Genomic DNA, 15,514 nt, shown 5'->3' on the forward strand with positions numbered 1-15,514 from the left:
TTGTTTCGGCGCTCCTAGCATCTTTGCCCGTCCGGTCAAAGACTTTGCCCTGTGGATTGACCAGGCACGGCTTGCCTGGATGGGCTGCAGCGGCTATCGCCTGCCGGCAGCGCAATCGTCACAGGACAGGCCATGACCCGACCGATCATCGTGTTCGACCTCGACGGGACGCTGATCGATACAGCGCCGGACCTGCTCGACAGCCTTAACCACAGCCTTGCCGCCAGCGAACTCGCTGCCGTCGATGAGGCCGGCTTCAAGCGCTTCGTTGGCCATGGCGGCCGGGTGATGATCGAGCGCGCGCACGCCGCGCAGCAGAGATCGCTGGTGGTGGAGGAACACGACCGATTGCTAAAGCTGTTCCTCGATCACTACACCGACAACATCCCGGGTAAATCGCGCCCCTACCCCGGCGTCGTCGAGACAATCGCGCGATTCGAGGCAGCCGGCTATCTCCTGGCCGTCTGCACGAACAAATACGAAGCCAACTCGGTGGCGCTGATCGAGGCGCTCGGCCTGGCGAAGCATTTCGCGGCGATTTGCGGTCAGGACACGTTTGCCTTCCGCAAGCCCGACCCGCGCCATCTGACCGAAACCATCGTGCTCGCCGGCGGCGATCCGCACCGCGCGCTGATGGTCGGTGATTCGCAGACCGACATCGATACGGCGAAGGCGGCCGGAATTCCCGTGGTGGCGGTGGATTTCGGCTACACCGACCGCCATGTGCGCGAATTCGAACCGTCGGCGGTGATCTCGCATTTCGATGCGCTGACGCTTGGTCTGGCCGAACGCCTGATTGCCGCGGCGGGGCACTGAGCGCGACGGCGACCGGGCCGCTCCCGGCGGGGTTGCATTCGGACTTCGCCGAACGCCGGCACATCGCCTTGACTTCCCCGGCCGGCCTCCCTTATATCGCGGCGCGCTTGGCCTTCGGGCAACGAGCGGGCGATTAGCTCAGCGGGAGAGCACACCCTTCACACGGGTGGGGTCGCAGGTTCAATCCCTGCATCGCCCACCATAAACTATCAAGAAAATCAAGCAGTTACCGGCGATCTGATAGGGCCGCAAATGTGCCGGTTTGCCGGACGGGTCGTCACCGGGTCGTCACCGTCAAGGAGCGCGACTTTCAATTTCGCGACAGCCTGCCGCAGGGGCAGAACGCGGCCATAGGCCAGCAACTACCGAGTTAGCCCCGCTTCAGCGCACCTTGCCAGACAGCACGGCTTCTGCTTCTTCGCTGTACCTCCGCCTGCCCATGAACCGAGGGGATATGCGCGCACTTGTCGTCGGCGAGAAGGGGCTGCAGGGGACGGACGCTGGCAGTGGCGGTTACGAGTGTGGCCTTAAGTCGCAACAACTGGCTTCCGAAAGCAAAGCCGCGGGCTTTATTGAAGCTGCGTCCAACACCACATAGTGGTTCACGACCAGCCGTGTGCGAGAAACTCGCCCACCCTGAGGCGGTCGCGCTGCCCTTCAAAGATGGAAGTCAGTGCGCCACGGCAATGGCCATCACTTATGAACTTGAAAGACCATCATGCCTGACAATTCCAGACTTCCCGCGGGCGACCTCCCTCTCATTAGGCTGGGCCGCGATCAGTGCCGCTTTCCGGTTCGCGAAGACCCGTCGGTACCCGGCGGTTACCGTTTTTGTGCTGGGCCAACTTCGCCGGACCGCGTCTACTGCGATCACCACCACAGCATCGTGACCGCCGTCGAGCCTCGCCGAGCTCGTTCCGGTTTCCATCTCGGTCAACGACGCGCTGCGTAATTGGGCGGCGGACCCACGAACCGGCCGGGGCTTGGCGCGGTGCGCTCCGCGTCAGGTCGCAGACCACATCATCGGGGCCGATCAGTGCAGTGGGAGGCCGCGGACCATGCACTTCTGTTGAAGCGAGCGGTGGGTATTTGCGATCATTACCTCCCCGGTTGTCGACTGGGGCTGCCGCTGAAACCAGCCGCCTGCATGTCGCTTCTACGTGATCGACATCCACAACCACGTGGAACGCATCGCGAGGGTCGTCGACCGCCTAGAGCACGCCACGGCCTCACAATGAGCCGCACGCTGAGCGCTGCCGGTTTCCGCCATAGTCATCGTACACGGCGTCAGTCCCGCATCATCGAGTGCAGGATGGCCTGCATGTGCTCTTCCAGATCGAGTTCGCCCCGTGCCTCAGTGGTTAACAGGTACTCGGCCTTGGCTCGGCGGTCGCCTCGGCTGATCGCAGGATAAGAGCAGATGGCCAGTAATGCTTCCTCTTCAATCCGGTCTGCCCTCTTGCGGTCGTGACTGTTGCTGCCCGCTCGATGAACAACCCTGTGGAGCGCGACATAGGCGGCCTCATGGGCTCCGATCAGCGCCTGCAATTCGGGTGAGGCACCTTCCCCTTCAGCAAACGTCGGCTCAACGACCGAGGCTACGGCGGTGAACGCAAGAAGTGTACGGCGGGTGATTTCGGGCATGCCTCATATCCGTGCTGTCTGATCATGCCCGCACAGCATAGCACTGGCGCGGCGGTTCGGAGAGGTGCTCTGGGACGCGACCACATTGTCTGCTGACAAAAAGTATCCGCTCCCGCAGCGGGCGTCACTTGAACCGCTGTCCAGTCTCGTCCCGCGCGCTGGCAATGCCACGGCGATTGAGTGCCGCCGCGATTTGCCGCAAGAACTTAACTCCGCTCGCCTGAACGCGGCCGGGAGAAAGTTGACGCAGGACAAAATCGTCCTAGGTGAACTGCTATCTCAGTGGCCCGCGAACTGACGAGGGGAAATCGCCGTCGACCTCCTGCTCCGATTAGTAAAACTGCGCAATTGCAAATGCGTCCGGCTTCCGCGAACATTGCTGGACCCCATCGAGCGCCGTAGCGGCCGACCCGAACCAGGGCGCTGGCTTCCCGGCCCGCTGTCCTGGCGGCTTCGACCTTGGATCCAGCCAGCGTCCTTAAGTCAAAACGGAGGAACAAACCGATGAAACTGACAAGACACCTCACCGGTGTGGTGATCGCGTCGACCTGTCTGTGCGCGCCCGCGCTGGCGCAGACGAAGTTGACCATGTGGTATCACGGCGCCGGCAATGAGGTGGAGTCGCGAATCCTCAACCAGATCATTTCCGACTTCAACACCAGCCAGTCCGACTGGACGGTGACCATCGAGAGCTTCCCCGAGAAGAGCTACAACGATTCCGTCGCGGCGGCGGCCCTGGCGGGCAACCTGCCCGACATCCTGGATGTGGACGGGCCGGTCATGCCCAATTGGGCCTGGGCCGGCTATCTGCAGCCGCTGCCGATCGACGAGAGCGAGTTCGCCGACTTCCTGCCCGGCACCAAAGGCGTGTGGGATGGCAAGCTCTATTCGGTCGGTCTGTGGGACGCGGCGGTGGCGCTTTTTGCACGCCAATCGACGCTGGACGGGCTGGGCTTGCGCACCCCGACCCTCGACAAGCCCTGGTCGCGCGAGGAATTCATGGCCGCGCTCGATGCCGCCAAGGCCTCCGGCAAATATGAATTCGCCCTTGATCTCGGCATGAACGACCAGGCCGAGTGGTATTCCTACGCCTTCTCGCCGTTCCTGCAGAGCTTCGGCGGCGACATTGTCGACCGTTCGACCTACAAGACCGCGGAAGGCGCGCTGAACGGCGAGGCTGCGCAGGCGTTTGGCAAGTGGTGGCAATCATTGTTCACCGGAGGCTATGCGCCTGGCACCAGCGAGGATCCCGCCGATCAGCAGACCGGCTTCATCGGCGGCAAGTTCGCCTTCCAGTGGAACGGCAATTGGCGTGCGGTGGCGACGATGGAAGCCGTGGATGACGTTGTCTTCCTTCCAGCCCCCGATTTCGGCGCCGGCAACAAGATCGGCGCGGGATCCTGGCAATTCGGCGTCTCGGCCAAGTCAAAACATCCGGAAGGCGCTGCCGAGTTCATCAAGTTCGCCGCGCAGGACAAGTACCTTGCCGCCTTCTCCGACGGCATCGGCCTGATCCCGCCGACGCCCTCGGCGGCGCAGATGACGAAGAACTACAAGGATGGCGGCCCGCTCGCGGCGTTCTTCGACCTTTCCAAGGCACAAGCCCTGGTGCGCCCGGTCACCCCGGGCTACGTGGTCCAGGCCAAGGTCTTCACCAAGGCACTGGCCGATATCGCCAATGGCGCCGACGTGGCCGACACGCTTGACGCGGCGGTCGACGAGATCGACGCCGACATCGAAAGCAATGGTGGCTACGGTCACCGCTAGTCCTGTCGCGCCGGGGTCCTCGCCAGCCGCGGACTCCACCCTCTCTGGCTTGCTGGGCGGATACCGCAAATGGCGTCGAAACTGACCCTGTCGAACCGGGCGGGCTGGACATTCGTCCTGCCGGGCTTCGCACTCATCTCTGCATTCATCGTCCTGCCGTTTTTCTTCGCGATCGGTCTGTCATCGACAAATCAGCGGCTGCTGTCACCGAACCCCACCCAGTTCGTCGGGTTGGAAAACTATCAGCAGCTCCTGGGCCTTGCGGTGGTGACCCTCGAGCCAGAGCGCGACGATGCTGGCGAAATGCTCCGAAACGAGGCCGGCGAAATCCAGTATCCCCGCCTGCGCGAGATCACCCGTAGCGAGGCCTATCCTCAGTATCGCGGCATGCGAGAGTGGTTTCGCTGGCAGTCGGGCGAAAACGTCATGATCGTCATCGCCAGCGACGTTGTGTTCATGAAGGCGCTGGTAAACACCTTCCTGTTCGTCCTGGTCGTGGCGCCGGTACAGGGCAGCCTCGCGCTGATGCTTGCTTTGCTGATCAATCACAAGGTCAGGGGCATCAACCTGTTCCGGACCATCTACTTCATGCCGGTGGTGGTCTCCATCGTCGTGGTCTCGCTGCTCTGGCGGTTCATCTATGATGGCCAGAACGGGCTGTTGAACAGCATCCTCCAGGCCCTCACCTTCGGCCTCTTCCAGCCCGTCGACTGGCTCGGCAATCCCTCGACCGCGCTGCCCGCAGTCATGGCCATGTCGATCTGGCAGGCCGTCGGCTTCCACATGGTCATCTGGCTGGCGGGGTTGCAGACGATCAGCCCGACGCTCTACGAGGCCGCCGCCATCGAGGGGGCTTCGCGATGGCAGACCTTCCGCTATGTCACCTGGCCGGGCCTGCGCAACACCGCCGTGCTTGTCCTTGTCGTGATCACCATGCAGGGCTTCGCGCTTTTCGCCCAGATCGACGTGATGACCAATGGCGGTCCGCTCGACAGCACCCAGACTCTCGTCTTCCAGGCGGTCGAGCGCGGCTACGGCAAGCAGGACATCTCCGGCGGCTCGACCATCTCGGTCATCCTGTTCGCGATCGTGCTGGCGATCTCACTCATCCAGCGCTGGCTGACACGGGAGCGTTAAGATGGCCGTCAATCCCGACAATTACGGCCTCAGGCTGTTCGTCCGCTATCTGGTGCTGTGCCTGATCGCGTTGATCTTCATCTTTCCGCTCGTGTTCATGATCAACTCGAGTTTCAAGCCGGACAGTCAGCTTCTCGCAGACACTTCCAGCCTGCGTGCCTTTCTGCCCGTCGGCGACATCAGCCTCAACAACTATTTCGGAGCGTTCCGGCGGGCGCCGGTCGGCCTGTTCGTCCTAAACTCGGTTCTGGTCACCGGGGTGACCGTCCTTCTCTCCTTACTGATCTGTTCGCTGGCCGCATTCTCCTTTGCTTTCCTGCGGTGGAAGGGGCGCGATGTCCTGCTCTCGATCGTCATCGCGACGCTGATCATCCCTTTCGAGACGATCGCTATCCCGCTCCTGCTCCTGGTCTCGAAACTGCCCTGGATCGGCCTTGATGGGCTGCATTGGGGCTGGCTCAATAGCTACCGGGTGCAGATCATCCCGTGGGTCGCCGACGGGCTGACGATCTTCCTGTTCGTGCAGTATTTCAAAGGGCTGCCGGGCGAGCTGATCGAGGCGAGCCGGGTGGAGGGCGCGAGCTGGTGGCAAGTCTACTATCGCCTCGTCATGCCGCTTTCAGGACCGGTTCTGGCGACTGCCGCCATCCTGAAATTCCTCGTCATGTACAACCAATATCTCTGGCCGCTCATCGTGGTGCAGCAGGAAAGCTATCGCCCGGTCATGGTCGGCCTCGGCTACTTCTTTCAACTCAATGTCGCCTGGGGCGAAGTCATGGCTTATCTCACCCTTATCACCGTCCCGGTGCTGGTCTTCTACTTGCTGCTGCAGCGCGCCTTCATCGCGTCGATCGCCTCGACCGGCGTGAAGGGCTGAATACATGGTTCGCGCTCGAACACCCGTGGATCTGGGACGGCCGGTCTGCCCATTACGGCAAGCGCTGGCACGGCTGTTCCTCAAGGCCGAGAGACCGATCGGAGACCCCGAATTGCCGCACATGAATCAGGAAACGGGAGCCATCGCTCATGGCTGAGGTCTCACTCAAGGGCGTCAAGAAATCTTTCGGTCGCGTCGAAATCATCAAAGGCGTCGACATCCACATCAACGATGGCGAGTTCGTCGTCTTTGTTGGACCGTCGGGCTGCGGGAAGTCCACCTTGCTCCGCATGATCGCCGGACTCGAAGACATAACCGAAGGCACCCTCGAGATCGGGGGCCGGGTGGTTAACCAGCTCCAGCCCAAGCAACGCGGTGTTGCGATGGTGTTCCAGAGCTACGCCATCTTTCCGCACATGACCGTGCGCGAGAATATCGCATTCGGTCTTACGATCGCGCGCGCTTCCAAGCAGGAAAAGCAGCAGAAGGTGGCCGAGGCCGCACGTATCCTGCAAATGGAACATTTGCTCGACCGCCGCCCAAGTCAGCTTTCGGGCGGCCAGCGCCAGCGCGTCGCTATCGGGCGCGCAATCACGCGGAAACCGGCCGTATTCCTGTTTGACGAGCCGCTCTCCAACCTCGATGCGGCGCTGCGCATGGACATGCGCATGGAAATCGGCCGGCTGCGCAGGCAACTGGGCACAACGATGATCTATGTCACCCACGACCAGGTCGAGGCGATGACGCTGGCTGACAGGATCGTCGTCCTGAAGGACGGTCAAGTCATGCAGATCGGAGCGCCGATGGAGCTCTATCACGAGCCGGCCAACAGGTTCGTAGCCGGCTTTCTGGGAGCCCCGTCGATGAATTTCCTGAACGTCGACGTCCTCGACCTCGATGGCGAAGCGGCAATGGTCGGCAACCAATCCTTGGAGCCGATCAGGGTAGCGACCAGAGGGCGCCCCTTCCGGAAAGGCGGCAAGGCCATCCTGGGTGTCCGTCCGCAGTACCTGCGGGCGGTGCAATCTGGAAAGGGCTTGCTGCATGGCATCGTGGCACATGCCGAGCGATTGGGCAGCGAGACGGTCGTGGACCTGTCACTTCGCGATAACAGCGAGCTCATTGCAGCCTTCGATGAAGACAAGGTCTTTGAACCGGGTGACGCTCTGGAGCTCACGTTCGACACGGCCTTGGCCCACCTCTTCCCCGACGAGGGTGAGTTGCAGACGCATTAGCATGAGCAACGACAACAAGATGCGTCGGCGCAATTCGCGGCTGTCCATTCCGGAACCCGGAACAAACCTGCCCGGAACAAACCTGCATCGCCGCGAGTTTCTACTTTTGCGAGAAGTGAGGGAAAGCCATGTTCAGACTTGTTTTGGCGACAGGCGTCGTAGTTCTCTTTTTCGGTGAACCGGCCCTTGCCGCAGACGGAAGTCCGTTGCCGCCGCAGAATGCCAGGAAACTGTCGGAAATAATCGCCAAGGTCGAGCAACGCGACGACTTTCGCTATGTCGACGAGGTCGCCTGGGACAGCGGCGCCTACACCGTTACTTATTACACGACCGACAAGGCGAAGGTCGAAATCACCTACGATCCGGTGACAGCCGAGCCAAAATAGATCGCCCCTCCAGGCAATCCGTGCCCAGCTCGGCGACGCTCATGGCGGCGCGGCCGGGTTCCGACACCCGCTCTCCCTGCGTTAGCGTCCTCAGCTCGCCGGCGAGCGCACTGTTTCCGTGCTGTCGAGCGCCTGCTGCAGCCGCGTGTCGCGGTCGTAGACGTCGCTGAAATATTCGACTTTGCCGGACATATCAGGCCAGGCGGTGAAATAGGCGACATAGACCGGGATCGTGCGCGCGACCTTTTCGGTCGCATGTCCGTGCTTCAGCTTCTCCGCGATATAGTCGACCGAGGTGCCGAGCACGGCGGCCGCCATGCCGCGCGGATCCTGCAGGCGAACGCAGCCATGGCTGAGCGCGCGCATGTCACGCTGGAAAAACGTCTTTTGCGGCGTGTCGTGCATGTAGATTGCGTGCTTGTTGGGGAACAGGATCTTCAGTTCGCCCAGCGCATTGGCCTCGCTCGGCAGCTGGCGCACGCCATAAGGTAGCTTCGCGCCATAGGCGCCCCAATTGACCGAGGAGGAGGGAATGCGTTTGCCGCGCGCGTTGACCACTTCATAGCCGGCGCGGTCGAGATAGCCGGGATCCCTGCGCAGCCGGGGCAGCATCTCGTTGACGAGGATCGACTGCGGCACGCCCCAATAGGGGTGGAAGTCGACCTGCTCGAGCTGATCGTAGAAGAAGGAAGTCTGGTTGGTGGTCTTGCCGATGACGACGCGGGTCTTCAGCTTCTCCTCGCCGTTCTCGATGTAGCTCGCGGTAAAGGCAGGCTGGTTGATGAAGACACGCGGGCTGCCGAGATCGGATGGCAGCCAGCGCAACTCTTCCAGCGCGACCTGCACCTTTTGAATCTTGTCGGCCTTGGACGTCCCGACCAGCGCCGCGACGGTCCGCGGACCGATGACGCCGTCGCCCTTCATGCCAGCCTTTTTCTGCACCGCCTTGATGACCGGCACCAGTTCCGGGGCATAGACCTCGCTGGTGGCGAGCCTGGCCAATATCTCGCCATAGGCGCCGCCCATCTCGTCGTCGAGATTGCGCGCTATCTTCGTCAGAAGCTTCGGCAGTTCGGGGCTGGTCTCCCCCGGCTTCAGCAACAGCTTGGGATCGACGACGATCTCGTCGTCGGCGCTGGCCTGAAGTGATTCCAGTTCGACGCGCAGCGCCTGATATTCGGCGTTCTGCGGATGCCGTGATTCGAGATAGGTGCGCACTTGCTGGGTGCGCGTCAGCGTTTTCAGCACGCCTTCCATGTCGAGCGGCTTGACCGGGAAATCATAGTAGCCGGTGATGCGATTGGGATCGACGCGGCCGCTTTGCGCGTCGTGGACATAGCGCAAGACGCGCGCTGACAGCGCCATCTCGAAGCGGACGAGCTCCTTCAGCCGCGCATCGGCGCTGCCGGTCGACGCGCCGGCGGCAGGCACTTCAACCGTATAGTCGGCTGGCGTGAGGCCATAGCTCGTCGCCTCGCCAAGCACCCGCACCGCATCTTGCGCGCGGCTGTTGGCACTGGCTCCCGTCACCCAGATGAAATCTGGATTGGCCGAGTAATAGACGACGAGCGCCTTGGCGATGTCCTTCTCGGCGTAGAGTTCGTAGTCATCCAGTCCGGCAATGGCTTGGCGGAAGGCAGCGCCGGTGGCGGAAGATGGCTGGAATGCGGCGTCCTGTGGCATTGCCGGCTCCGGCGCTGCCGTTAGCGTCGAGAAGTCGACGCGCACGAGCGGATCGCTCTTGTAGGTGTAATAGGACGGGCTGCGGATCCGAGAGGCAGCGGGCGCTGCTGCATATGGCTTGTATTTCGGCTTCTGCCTTGATGGCGGCAGGGGGAAATCACCTCGCGGTGAATGCCTGACACCACCGCCGCCGAAGAGCCTCTCGAAAAACCCTTGCGCGTCTGCCTGCGGCACGCCGAAGGCCAGCATTGCCGCGACTGCCGCAAGCGGCATCACGGTGGCTTTGTTTCCGAGGAATTTCATGGATTCACCCGCTCCGGCTGCAACCGGCTCCCGTTCCGCATCGCTTGACGGTCTCGCCACCGCATCATGGATGTAGGGCGCGACTACACCGATTCATACTGATTTCGTTAAGCTTTCATAAATTTCAGAAGGTCTGTTGCAGAACAGTTTCACAACGCCGTGACAACTAAAGCGAATTGGGCCCGCTCCGGTTCCGGGAAACAGCGCCCAGGTCGGGCGTTGCCGTCAGCTACTACCTGCAACAACGCGGCTGCGCGCACCATGTTCTGGAGCGAGGCCGTATCGGAGAGACATGCCGAACGCAGCGCTGGGACGCCTTCCGGCTGAACTCGACGAGCATCCGCACCATACTGCCCGTTGATTCCTACGATGGCGCCGATCCGTGGGGTGATAACGCACCACGAATTCGTCGCTTACCTGGAAGGCCATGTTGACCGGCACCGATTGCCGGTGCGCACCGGAGTGGCGGTTGAGCAGCTGAATCGAGAAGACGGAGCCTACCGAGTCACGACTGATCGCGAGACGCTTCTGGCCTGCACGGTCGTGATTGCAACCGGCAGCCAGAGCCGCCAGATCCGGCCGCCTTGGTCGACCGACTTGCCGACGGCAGTTCGCCAGGTCGATTCCCCTGCCTATCGCGACCCGTGGACGACTTCTTGAATCGCATCGTAACCGTCGTCCGGGTTGGTGAAAAGCGGCCAGTCATGGACAACCCATTCATTCGGCGCATCCCGCCCTTCCGCTAAGTCCAGCTAACTTCCTTGGCGATATCGGGCGGCTCTTCGGCACGGCGCGACCCTGCCGCCCTGCCCCAAAGCACAACAAGGCCCGCGCGGGGCCTTGCCATGTCAACCCTTGTGTTTGGGCGCGATCGTCCGTCAGTTACCCATCATCTGCTTGGCATTTTCGGCCGTAATCGCAATCGTGTCGACCGTCACCGTCGGCTCCACCGACGAGGCGCAGTCGAGCAGGATCGACTTCGCCATTTCGATCGCCTCCTTGCCGCCGGTCGGATAGGTGAAGGTCGCCGCCCAGTCGCCCTTGGCCACGGCCTCGATACCCCCGGCCGGGCCCGGCAGGCCGTCGGTGCCGATGATCTTGACTTCTTTACCAGCGCCCTTGGCGGCGAGCAGTGCGCCGGCCGCCATCATGTCGTTGCTGGCATAGAGCACCTTGATGTCGGGATGCGCCTGCAGCATGGCGGAGAAGGCGGTCTGCGCCTTGTCCGGCAGCCAGTCGGCGGCCTGCTCGGCCACTACCTGGATCTTCGAATTCTCCTTCACCCCGTCCTTGAAGCCGTTCAGCCGCTCGACGGCGGGCGTCGAGCTCGGCAGGCCTTGCAGAACCGCCGCCTCGCCGCCATCCGGCAGCAGGGTCTTGGCGGTGTATTTGCCGGCCTCCATGGCGATCTTGTAATTGTCGCCGCCGATAAAGGCCGTGTAGTCCTTGCCGGGATCGCCGATCGTCTTGCGGTCGAGTTCGATCACCGGGATGCCGGCATCCATGGCGCGCTTCACCGCGGGCGTCAGCGGTGCCGCCTCGAAGGGCGAGATCAGCAGAATATCCACTTTCTGGGTGATGAAGTTGTCGACCTGCGAAGTCTGCGTGTTGACGTTGCCGGCGCCATCGGCGATCTGCAGCGTGAACTGCGGCACGGCCTTCACCGCCGCGGTCAGCTCGTCATTGACATGCTGGCGATAGGGCTCGGCATTGTTCGCCTGCGAAAAGCCGATGATGAACTGGCCGTCCTTGGCGCAGGCCTTGACCATCGGGTCGGCGGCATCTGCGGTGCCTGCCATGCACAGGCACGTACTGGTGAGTAGTCCAAGCTGCCAGGCACGCCTTGATCCTCGTTCTATGGTTCTCATGCTCGCTCTCCTCCTCGTCGGGCCGCAGCGGCCGGACCTTGGTTTCTAACGCCTTCCACTTGCCTGCCGCCTGGCTGCTACCTGCCCAAGCCCTCGCGGCGGCGAACGAGGGATTGAAGCACTGCCGCCAGCACGATGATCGCGGCGGTCGCGAGCAACTGCATGGCTGGCGTGATGTTGTTGAGCTGAAGGATGTTGGCCAGCGCGCCGAGCATGATGGTGCCGGCCACGGTGCCGACCATCGAGCCTGCGCCGCCGAACAGGCTGGTGCCGCCGATGACCACGGCTGCGATTGCCGTCAGTTCATAGCCCATGCCGTCATTGGCGCTGCCGAAATTGAACTGACCGGCATGAACGATGCCAGCAAGTGCGGAGGCAAAGCCGGTGATGGCATAGACTGATATCTTGACCATCGAGACCGGCACGCCGGAAATGCGCGCGGCACGCTCGTTGCCGCCGACGGCAAAGACGTAGCGGCCGAAGCGCGTCGTGTTCAGCACCACGGTGGCGATCGCGGCGAAGGCGATGAACACGATGGTGGCCACCGGCACGGTGTTGTTGAACAGACGCTCGCCCAGCACAGAGAAGACCGGCGGCGCCAGACCTGGCCCATCTCCATAGGAGATGTTGATGTACTGATTGCCCGAAACAACCAGCGCCAGGCCGCGCGCCGCCTGCAGGCCGGCCAGCGTGACGATGAACGGCTCCAGCCGGAAGCGGCTGGAGATGGTGCCCTGGATCATGCCGAAGGCGGTGCCTATCATCAGCACGGCAAGGATGGTGGGAACAAGCCCGAAGCCGCCGGAGATCATCATCGTCGCGGTGACGACGCTGGAAAGGCCAAGCACGGCGCCGACCGAAAGATCGATGCCCGCGGTTATGATGACGAAGGTCATGCCGATGGCAATGATGCCGGTCTCCGACACGGCGCGAACGATGTTGGCGATGTTGTCGGGCGCAAGGAACAGGATCTCGCCATGGCGCCTCGGCGAGAAGATGATGCCGCCGATCGCCACCAGCACCAGGCCGATCAGGCTCTGGAAGCGCACGATCAAAGCGAGCGGATCCCGATGCACGGGTGCCGCCGCCACTACCGGTCCGCCTGCAACCGAAGTCGATTCTTCAGACATCAGGCCTCCCTGCCGTTTGCCGCGGCCAGCACCGTGTGCTCGTCGACGCTGCCGATGAATTCCGCCACATTGCGCCCCTGGCGCAGCACCACGATCCGGTCGCAAAGGCCGATCAGCTCCGGCATTTCGCTAGAGGCGACCAGAACGCCGAGGCCTTGGGCGGCCAGTTGCCTCAGCCGCGTATAGATCTCGCCCTTGGCGCCGACATCGACACCGCGCGTCGGTTCGTCGAGCAGCAGCAGACGCGGATTGCCAAGGATTTCCTTAGCCAGCACCACCTTCTGCTGGTTGCCACCCGAAAGCGCGCCGACGGCGATGTCGGGATTCTTCGGCCTGATGTCGAACTGGCCGAAGGATTGTCTCACCGCGTCGGCCTGCCGGCGCGGCGACATCAGGCCGGCCGGCGAGATGCGGCGGATCACCGACATGACCAGATTGAGGCCGACCGCCATCCTCAGCATCAGGCCGCTGCCGCGACGGTCGTCCGTGACGAAGGCGATGCCGGCCGCGCGCGCCGCCCTGATCGAATTGAGCTTCACCGGACGGCCGCCGATGGCGACGTCGCCCTCCCAGTGGCCGGAGAGGCCGGTGCCGTAAAGCGCGCTGAGAAGCTCGGACCGCCCGGCCCCCATGATGCCGGCCAGCCCGACGATCTCGCCTTCATGCACGTCGAGCGAAAGCCCTGTCGGGGCCTGCCAGCCGGCACTGTCGCGCGCCAGCCTGAAGCTGGCGTCGCGCAGGCTGAGCAGCGCCTTGCCGGCGCACCTGGCGCGCTTGGGGTAGAGTTCGTCCAGCGGCCTGCCGACCAGCAGCCGTACCAGCTCGGCTTGCGGCGCGTGCGGCTCGGTGATGCCGGCGACGCGCCCGTCGCGCATCACCGTCACCCGGTCGGCGATCTCAGGCACTTCCTCCAGGCGATGTGAGATATAGACGATGCCGACGCCGCTGGTGGCGAGCTTGCGCATGACCTCGAACAGCCTTTCGACCTCGCCCACCGTCAGGGCCGCCGTCGGCTCATCCATGATCAGCATCCGCGAGGCGTAGGACAGCGCCTTGACGATGGCCACGACCTGGCGCTGGCCGATCGAGAGATCGGCGACCAGTCGTGCCGGGTCGATGGCCAGTTCGATCGCTTCCAGCCGCCTGCGGGCCTCGCGGCGCATCGCCGGCGCGTCGAGGAAACCGCCTGGGCGCATCAGTTCGCGGCCAAGGAAGAGGTTCGACGCCACATCGAGCGTCGGTACGAGATCGAGCTCCTGGAAGATGGTCGCAATGCCGGCCGCCTGCGCTTCGCGCGGATTGCTGAAGCGCACCGGCTTGCCGTCTATCTCTATCGTGCCTTCGTCCGCCGCGTAGACGCCCGACAACAGGTTCATCAATGTCGACTTGCCGGCGCCGTTCTCACCGAGAAGGGCGTGGATTTCGCCTGCCTTGAGGTCGAAATCGACGCCACGCAGCGCCTGGACGCCGCCGAAACGCTTGACTGCGCCGGTGACCGACAGAAGCGGCGCGCTCATCGTGGGCTCCCGCAAGATGCGCGGGCATGGAGCGTGGCGTGGAGCCGCACGGCGCGTGGCTCGGCGGCGGTAGATGCAATACGGGCGATGAGCAAGGCGGCCGCCTGCCGGCCGATCTCGGCGCAAGGCTGGGCCACCAGCGTCAGCCGAGGCTCGAAACAGTCAGCCCATTCGAAGTCGTCGAAGCCGGCGAGTGAGAGATCGCCCGGTATCGCCAGGCCAATTTCGCGGATCGCGCGGACTGCTCCGATCGTCGTCATGTTGTTGCCGGTAACCAAGGCCGTGGGCGGCGAAGGCAACGAGAGTATGGCGCGGGTCGATGCCGTCGCGGCCGCAGTATCGACGTTCCCGGCAGACAAATAGCGCGGCAGGCAGTCAAGTCCGTTAGCGGCCATGGCCGACCGGAATGCCTCGATGCGCTCGCGGGTCGTCGCCAGCCCCGGCTGGCCGGCGACGAAGCCGATGCGCTTGTGGCCGAAGGAGGCGACGTGATCGATAAGCGCCCGCATCGCCGAATGGTTCTCGACGCCGATCTGGTCGAAGCGCTCGTCGGCGAAGCGGTCGATCAAGACGCAAGGCAGCTTCTTCTCGGCCAGATAGTCGATCGCCCGCTGCGGCGCGCCCGATGGCGCCAGGATGACGCCGTCAACCCGCCGCTGATGGAAGGCTTGAACCACCGAAAGCTCGCGATCGGGGTCGTCCTGGGTGTCGGACAGGAAAACCATGAGGCCAAGACGCGCGCATTCGGCCTCGACCGCGCAGATGATGTCGGTGAAATAGGGATTGGAAATTGCCGAGATTGCCAGGCCGACGCTGTTGGTAATCGAGACCTTAAGCGACCGCGCCAGTTCATTGGGCAGATAGCCCATCGCCGAAATCGCATCATTGATGAGCTTCGCCTTCTCGGGCGATACGAAACGGGTGCGATTGACGACATGCGACACGGTCGAAACCGACACCCCCGCGCGGCGCGCCACTTCAGCCATTGTCGGCATTGCTGCTCAAACGGAGTGCTCGCAAGCGTTCCTCCCTATCTGCGTTTCCCGTCCGCTCTGTTCTGATTTGGCGGATTTCACGAAACCATAATCGCATCGAAACGTTTGCGCAATCGTTTCGATGAGGTTTTTCAGCGTGCTGGAAAACTTCGGTCA

The 15,514-nt window shown here is 62.9% G+C and carries 13 protein-coding genes and 1 tRNA gene; 8 read left to right on the plus strand and 6 right to left on the minus strand.

Annotated features, from left to right (window positions below; translation table 11 throughout):
• Positions 1 to 132 precede the first annotated feature (132 nt).
• Together BQ8794_RS13335 and BQ8794_RS13340 are read left to right on the plus strand one after the other, a co-directional pair.
• Positions 133 to 816 carry a phosphoglycolate phosphatase gene (locus BQ8794_RS13335; protein ID WP_077378024.1) on the plus strand — a complete coding sequence of 228 codons (684 nt, stop codon included), beginning with the start codon at positions 133 to 135 and terminating at the stop codon, positions 814 to 816.
• Between the two features lie 127 nt (positions 817 to 943).
• A tRNA-Val gene (locus BQ8794_RS13340) sits at positions 944 to 1,018 on the plus strand.
• Positions 1,019 to 2,103: 1,085 nt separating this feature from the next.
• Here the strand turns inward: BQ8794_RS13340 and BQ8794_RS13345 are convergent.
• On the minus strand, positions 2,104 to 2,460 hold the full coding sequence (locus BQ8794_RS13345; protein ID WP_077378029.1) for a hypothetical protein: 357 nt from the start codon (positions 2,458 to 2,460) through the stop codon (positions 2,104 to 2,106).
• 504 nt (positions 2,461 to 2,964) lie between these two features.
• Between BQ8794_RS13345 and BQ8794_RS13350 the strand changes: the two genes are divergently transcribed.
• The 5 genes from BQ8794_RS13350 to BQ8794_RS13370 all read left to right on the plus strand — a co-directional run bounded on the left by BQ8794_RS13350 (position 2,965) and on the right by BQ8794_RS13370 (position 7,862).
• Complete coding sequence (locus BQ8794_RS13350; RefSeq protein ID WP_077378032.1) at positions 2,965 to 4,227, plus strand: ABC transporter substrate-binding protein; 1,263 nt, start codon at positions 2,965 to 2,967, stop codon at positions 4,225 to 4,227.
• Positions 4,228 to 4,296: 69 nt separating this feature from the next.
• Positions 4,297 to 5,364 carry a carbohydrate ABC transporter permease gene (locus tag BQ8794_RS13355; protein WP_077378035.1) on the plus strand — a complete coding sequence of 356 codons (1,068 nt, stop codon included), beginning with the start codon at positions 4,297 to 4,299 and terminating at the stop codon, positions 5,362 to 5,364.
• Position 5,365: 1 nt separating this feature from the next.
• Entirely contained in the window at positions 5,366 to 6,241 is an 876-nt protein-coding gene (locus tag BQ8794_RS13360) for a carbohydrate ABC transporter permease (RefSeq protein ID WP_077378037.1), read from the plus strand.
• A 149-nt stretch (positions 6,242 to 6,390) separates the two neighbouring features.
• Positions 6,391 to 7,476, plus strand: a complete 1,086-nt coding sequence (locus BQ8794_RS13365) for an ABC transporter ATP-binding protein (RefSeq protein WP_077378040.1) — start codon at positions 6,391 to 6,393, stop codon at positions 7,474 to 7,476.
• A gap of 128 nt (positions 7,477 to 7,604) precedes the next feature.
• Positions 7,605 to 7,862, plus strand: coding sequence for a PepSY domain-containing protein (locus BQ8794_RS13370; protein WP_027151749.1), 258 nt, complete (start codon positions 7,605 to 7,607; stop codon positions 7,860 to 7,862).
• A 90-nt stretch (positions 7,863 to 7,952) separates the two neighbouring features.
• Here the strand turns inward: BQ8794_RS13370 and BQ8794_RS13375 are convergent, their stop codons facing one another.
• Positions 7,953 to 9,848, minus strand: coding sequence for a L,D-transpeptidase family protein (locus tag BQ8794_RS13375; protein WP_077378042.1), 1,896 nt, complete (start codon positions 9,846 to 9,848; stop codon positions 7,953 to 7,955).
• Between the two features lie 369 nt (positions 9,849 to 10,217).
• On the opposite strand from BQ8794_RS13375, the gene BQ8794_RS13380 reads away from it, so the two are divergent.
• Positions 10,218 to 10,508 carry an NAD(P)-binding domain-containing protein gene (locus BQ8794_RS13380; protein WP_077378045.1) on the plus strand — a complete coding sequence of 97 codons (291 nt, stop codon included), beginning with the start codon at positions 10,218 to 10,220 and terminating at the stop codon, positions 10,506 to 10,508.
• A gap of 218 nt (positions 10,509 to 10,726) precedes the next feature.
• On the opposite strand, the gene BQ8794_RS13385 is transcribed toward BQ8794_RS13380, so the two are convergent.
• The 4 genes from BQ8794_RS13385 to BQ8794_RS13400 all read right to left on the minus strand — a co-directional run bounded on the left by BQ8794_RS13385 (position 10,727) and on the right by BQ8794_RS13400 (position 15,358).
• Complete coding sequence (locus BQ8794_RS13385; RefSeq protein ID WP_425293536.1) at positions 10,727 to 11,653, minus strand: substrate-binding domain-containing protein; 927 nt, start codon at positions 11,651 to 11,653, stop codon at positions 10,727 to 10,729.
• Positions 11,654 to 11,793: 140 nt separating this feature from the next.
• Positions 11,794 to 12,846, minus strand: coding sequence for an ABC transporter permease (locus BQ8794_RS13390; protein ID WP_077378052.1), 1,053 nt, complete (start codon positions 12,844 to 12,846; stop codon positions 11,794 to 11,796).
• Positions 12,846 to 14,363 (minus strand): sugar ABC transporter ATP-binding protein, encoded by a 1,518-nt coding sequence (locus BQ8794_RS13395; protein ID WP_077378055.1) that lies wholly within the window; start codon positions 14,361 to 14,363, stop codon positions 12,846 to 12,848. Before BQ8794_RS13395 ends, BQ8794_RS13390 begins: the two co-directional genes overlap by 1 nt.
• On the minus strand, positions 14,360 to 15,358 hold the full coding sequence (locus BQ8794_RS13400; protein WP_077378058.1) for a LacI family DNA-binding transcriptional regulator: 999 nt from the start codon (positions 15,356 to 15,358) through the stop codon (positions 14,360 to 14,362). Before BQ8794_RS13400 ends, BQ8794_RS13395 begins: the two co-directional genes overlap by 4 nt.
• Positions 15,359 to 15,514: the final 156 nt, after the last annotated feature.

This window comes from Mesorhizobium prunaredense (assembly GCF_900156895.1).
GTDB classification, from domain to species: domain Bacteria; phylum Pseudomonadota; class Alphaproteobacteria; order Rhizobiales; family Rhizobiaceae; genus Mesorhizobium; species Mesorhizobium prunaredense.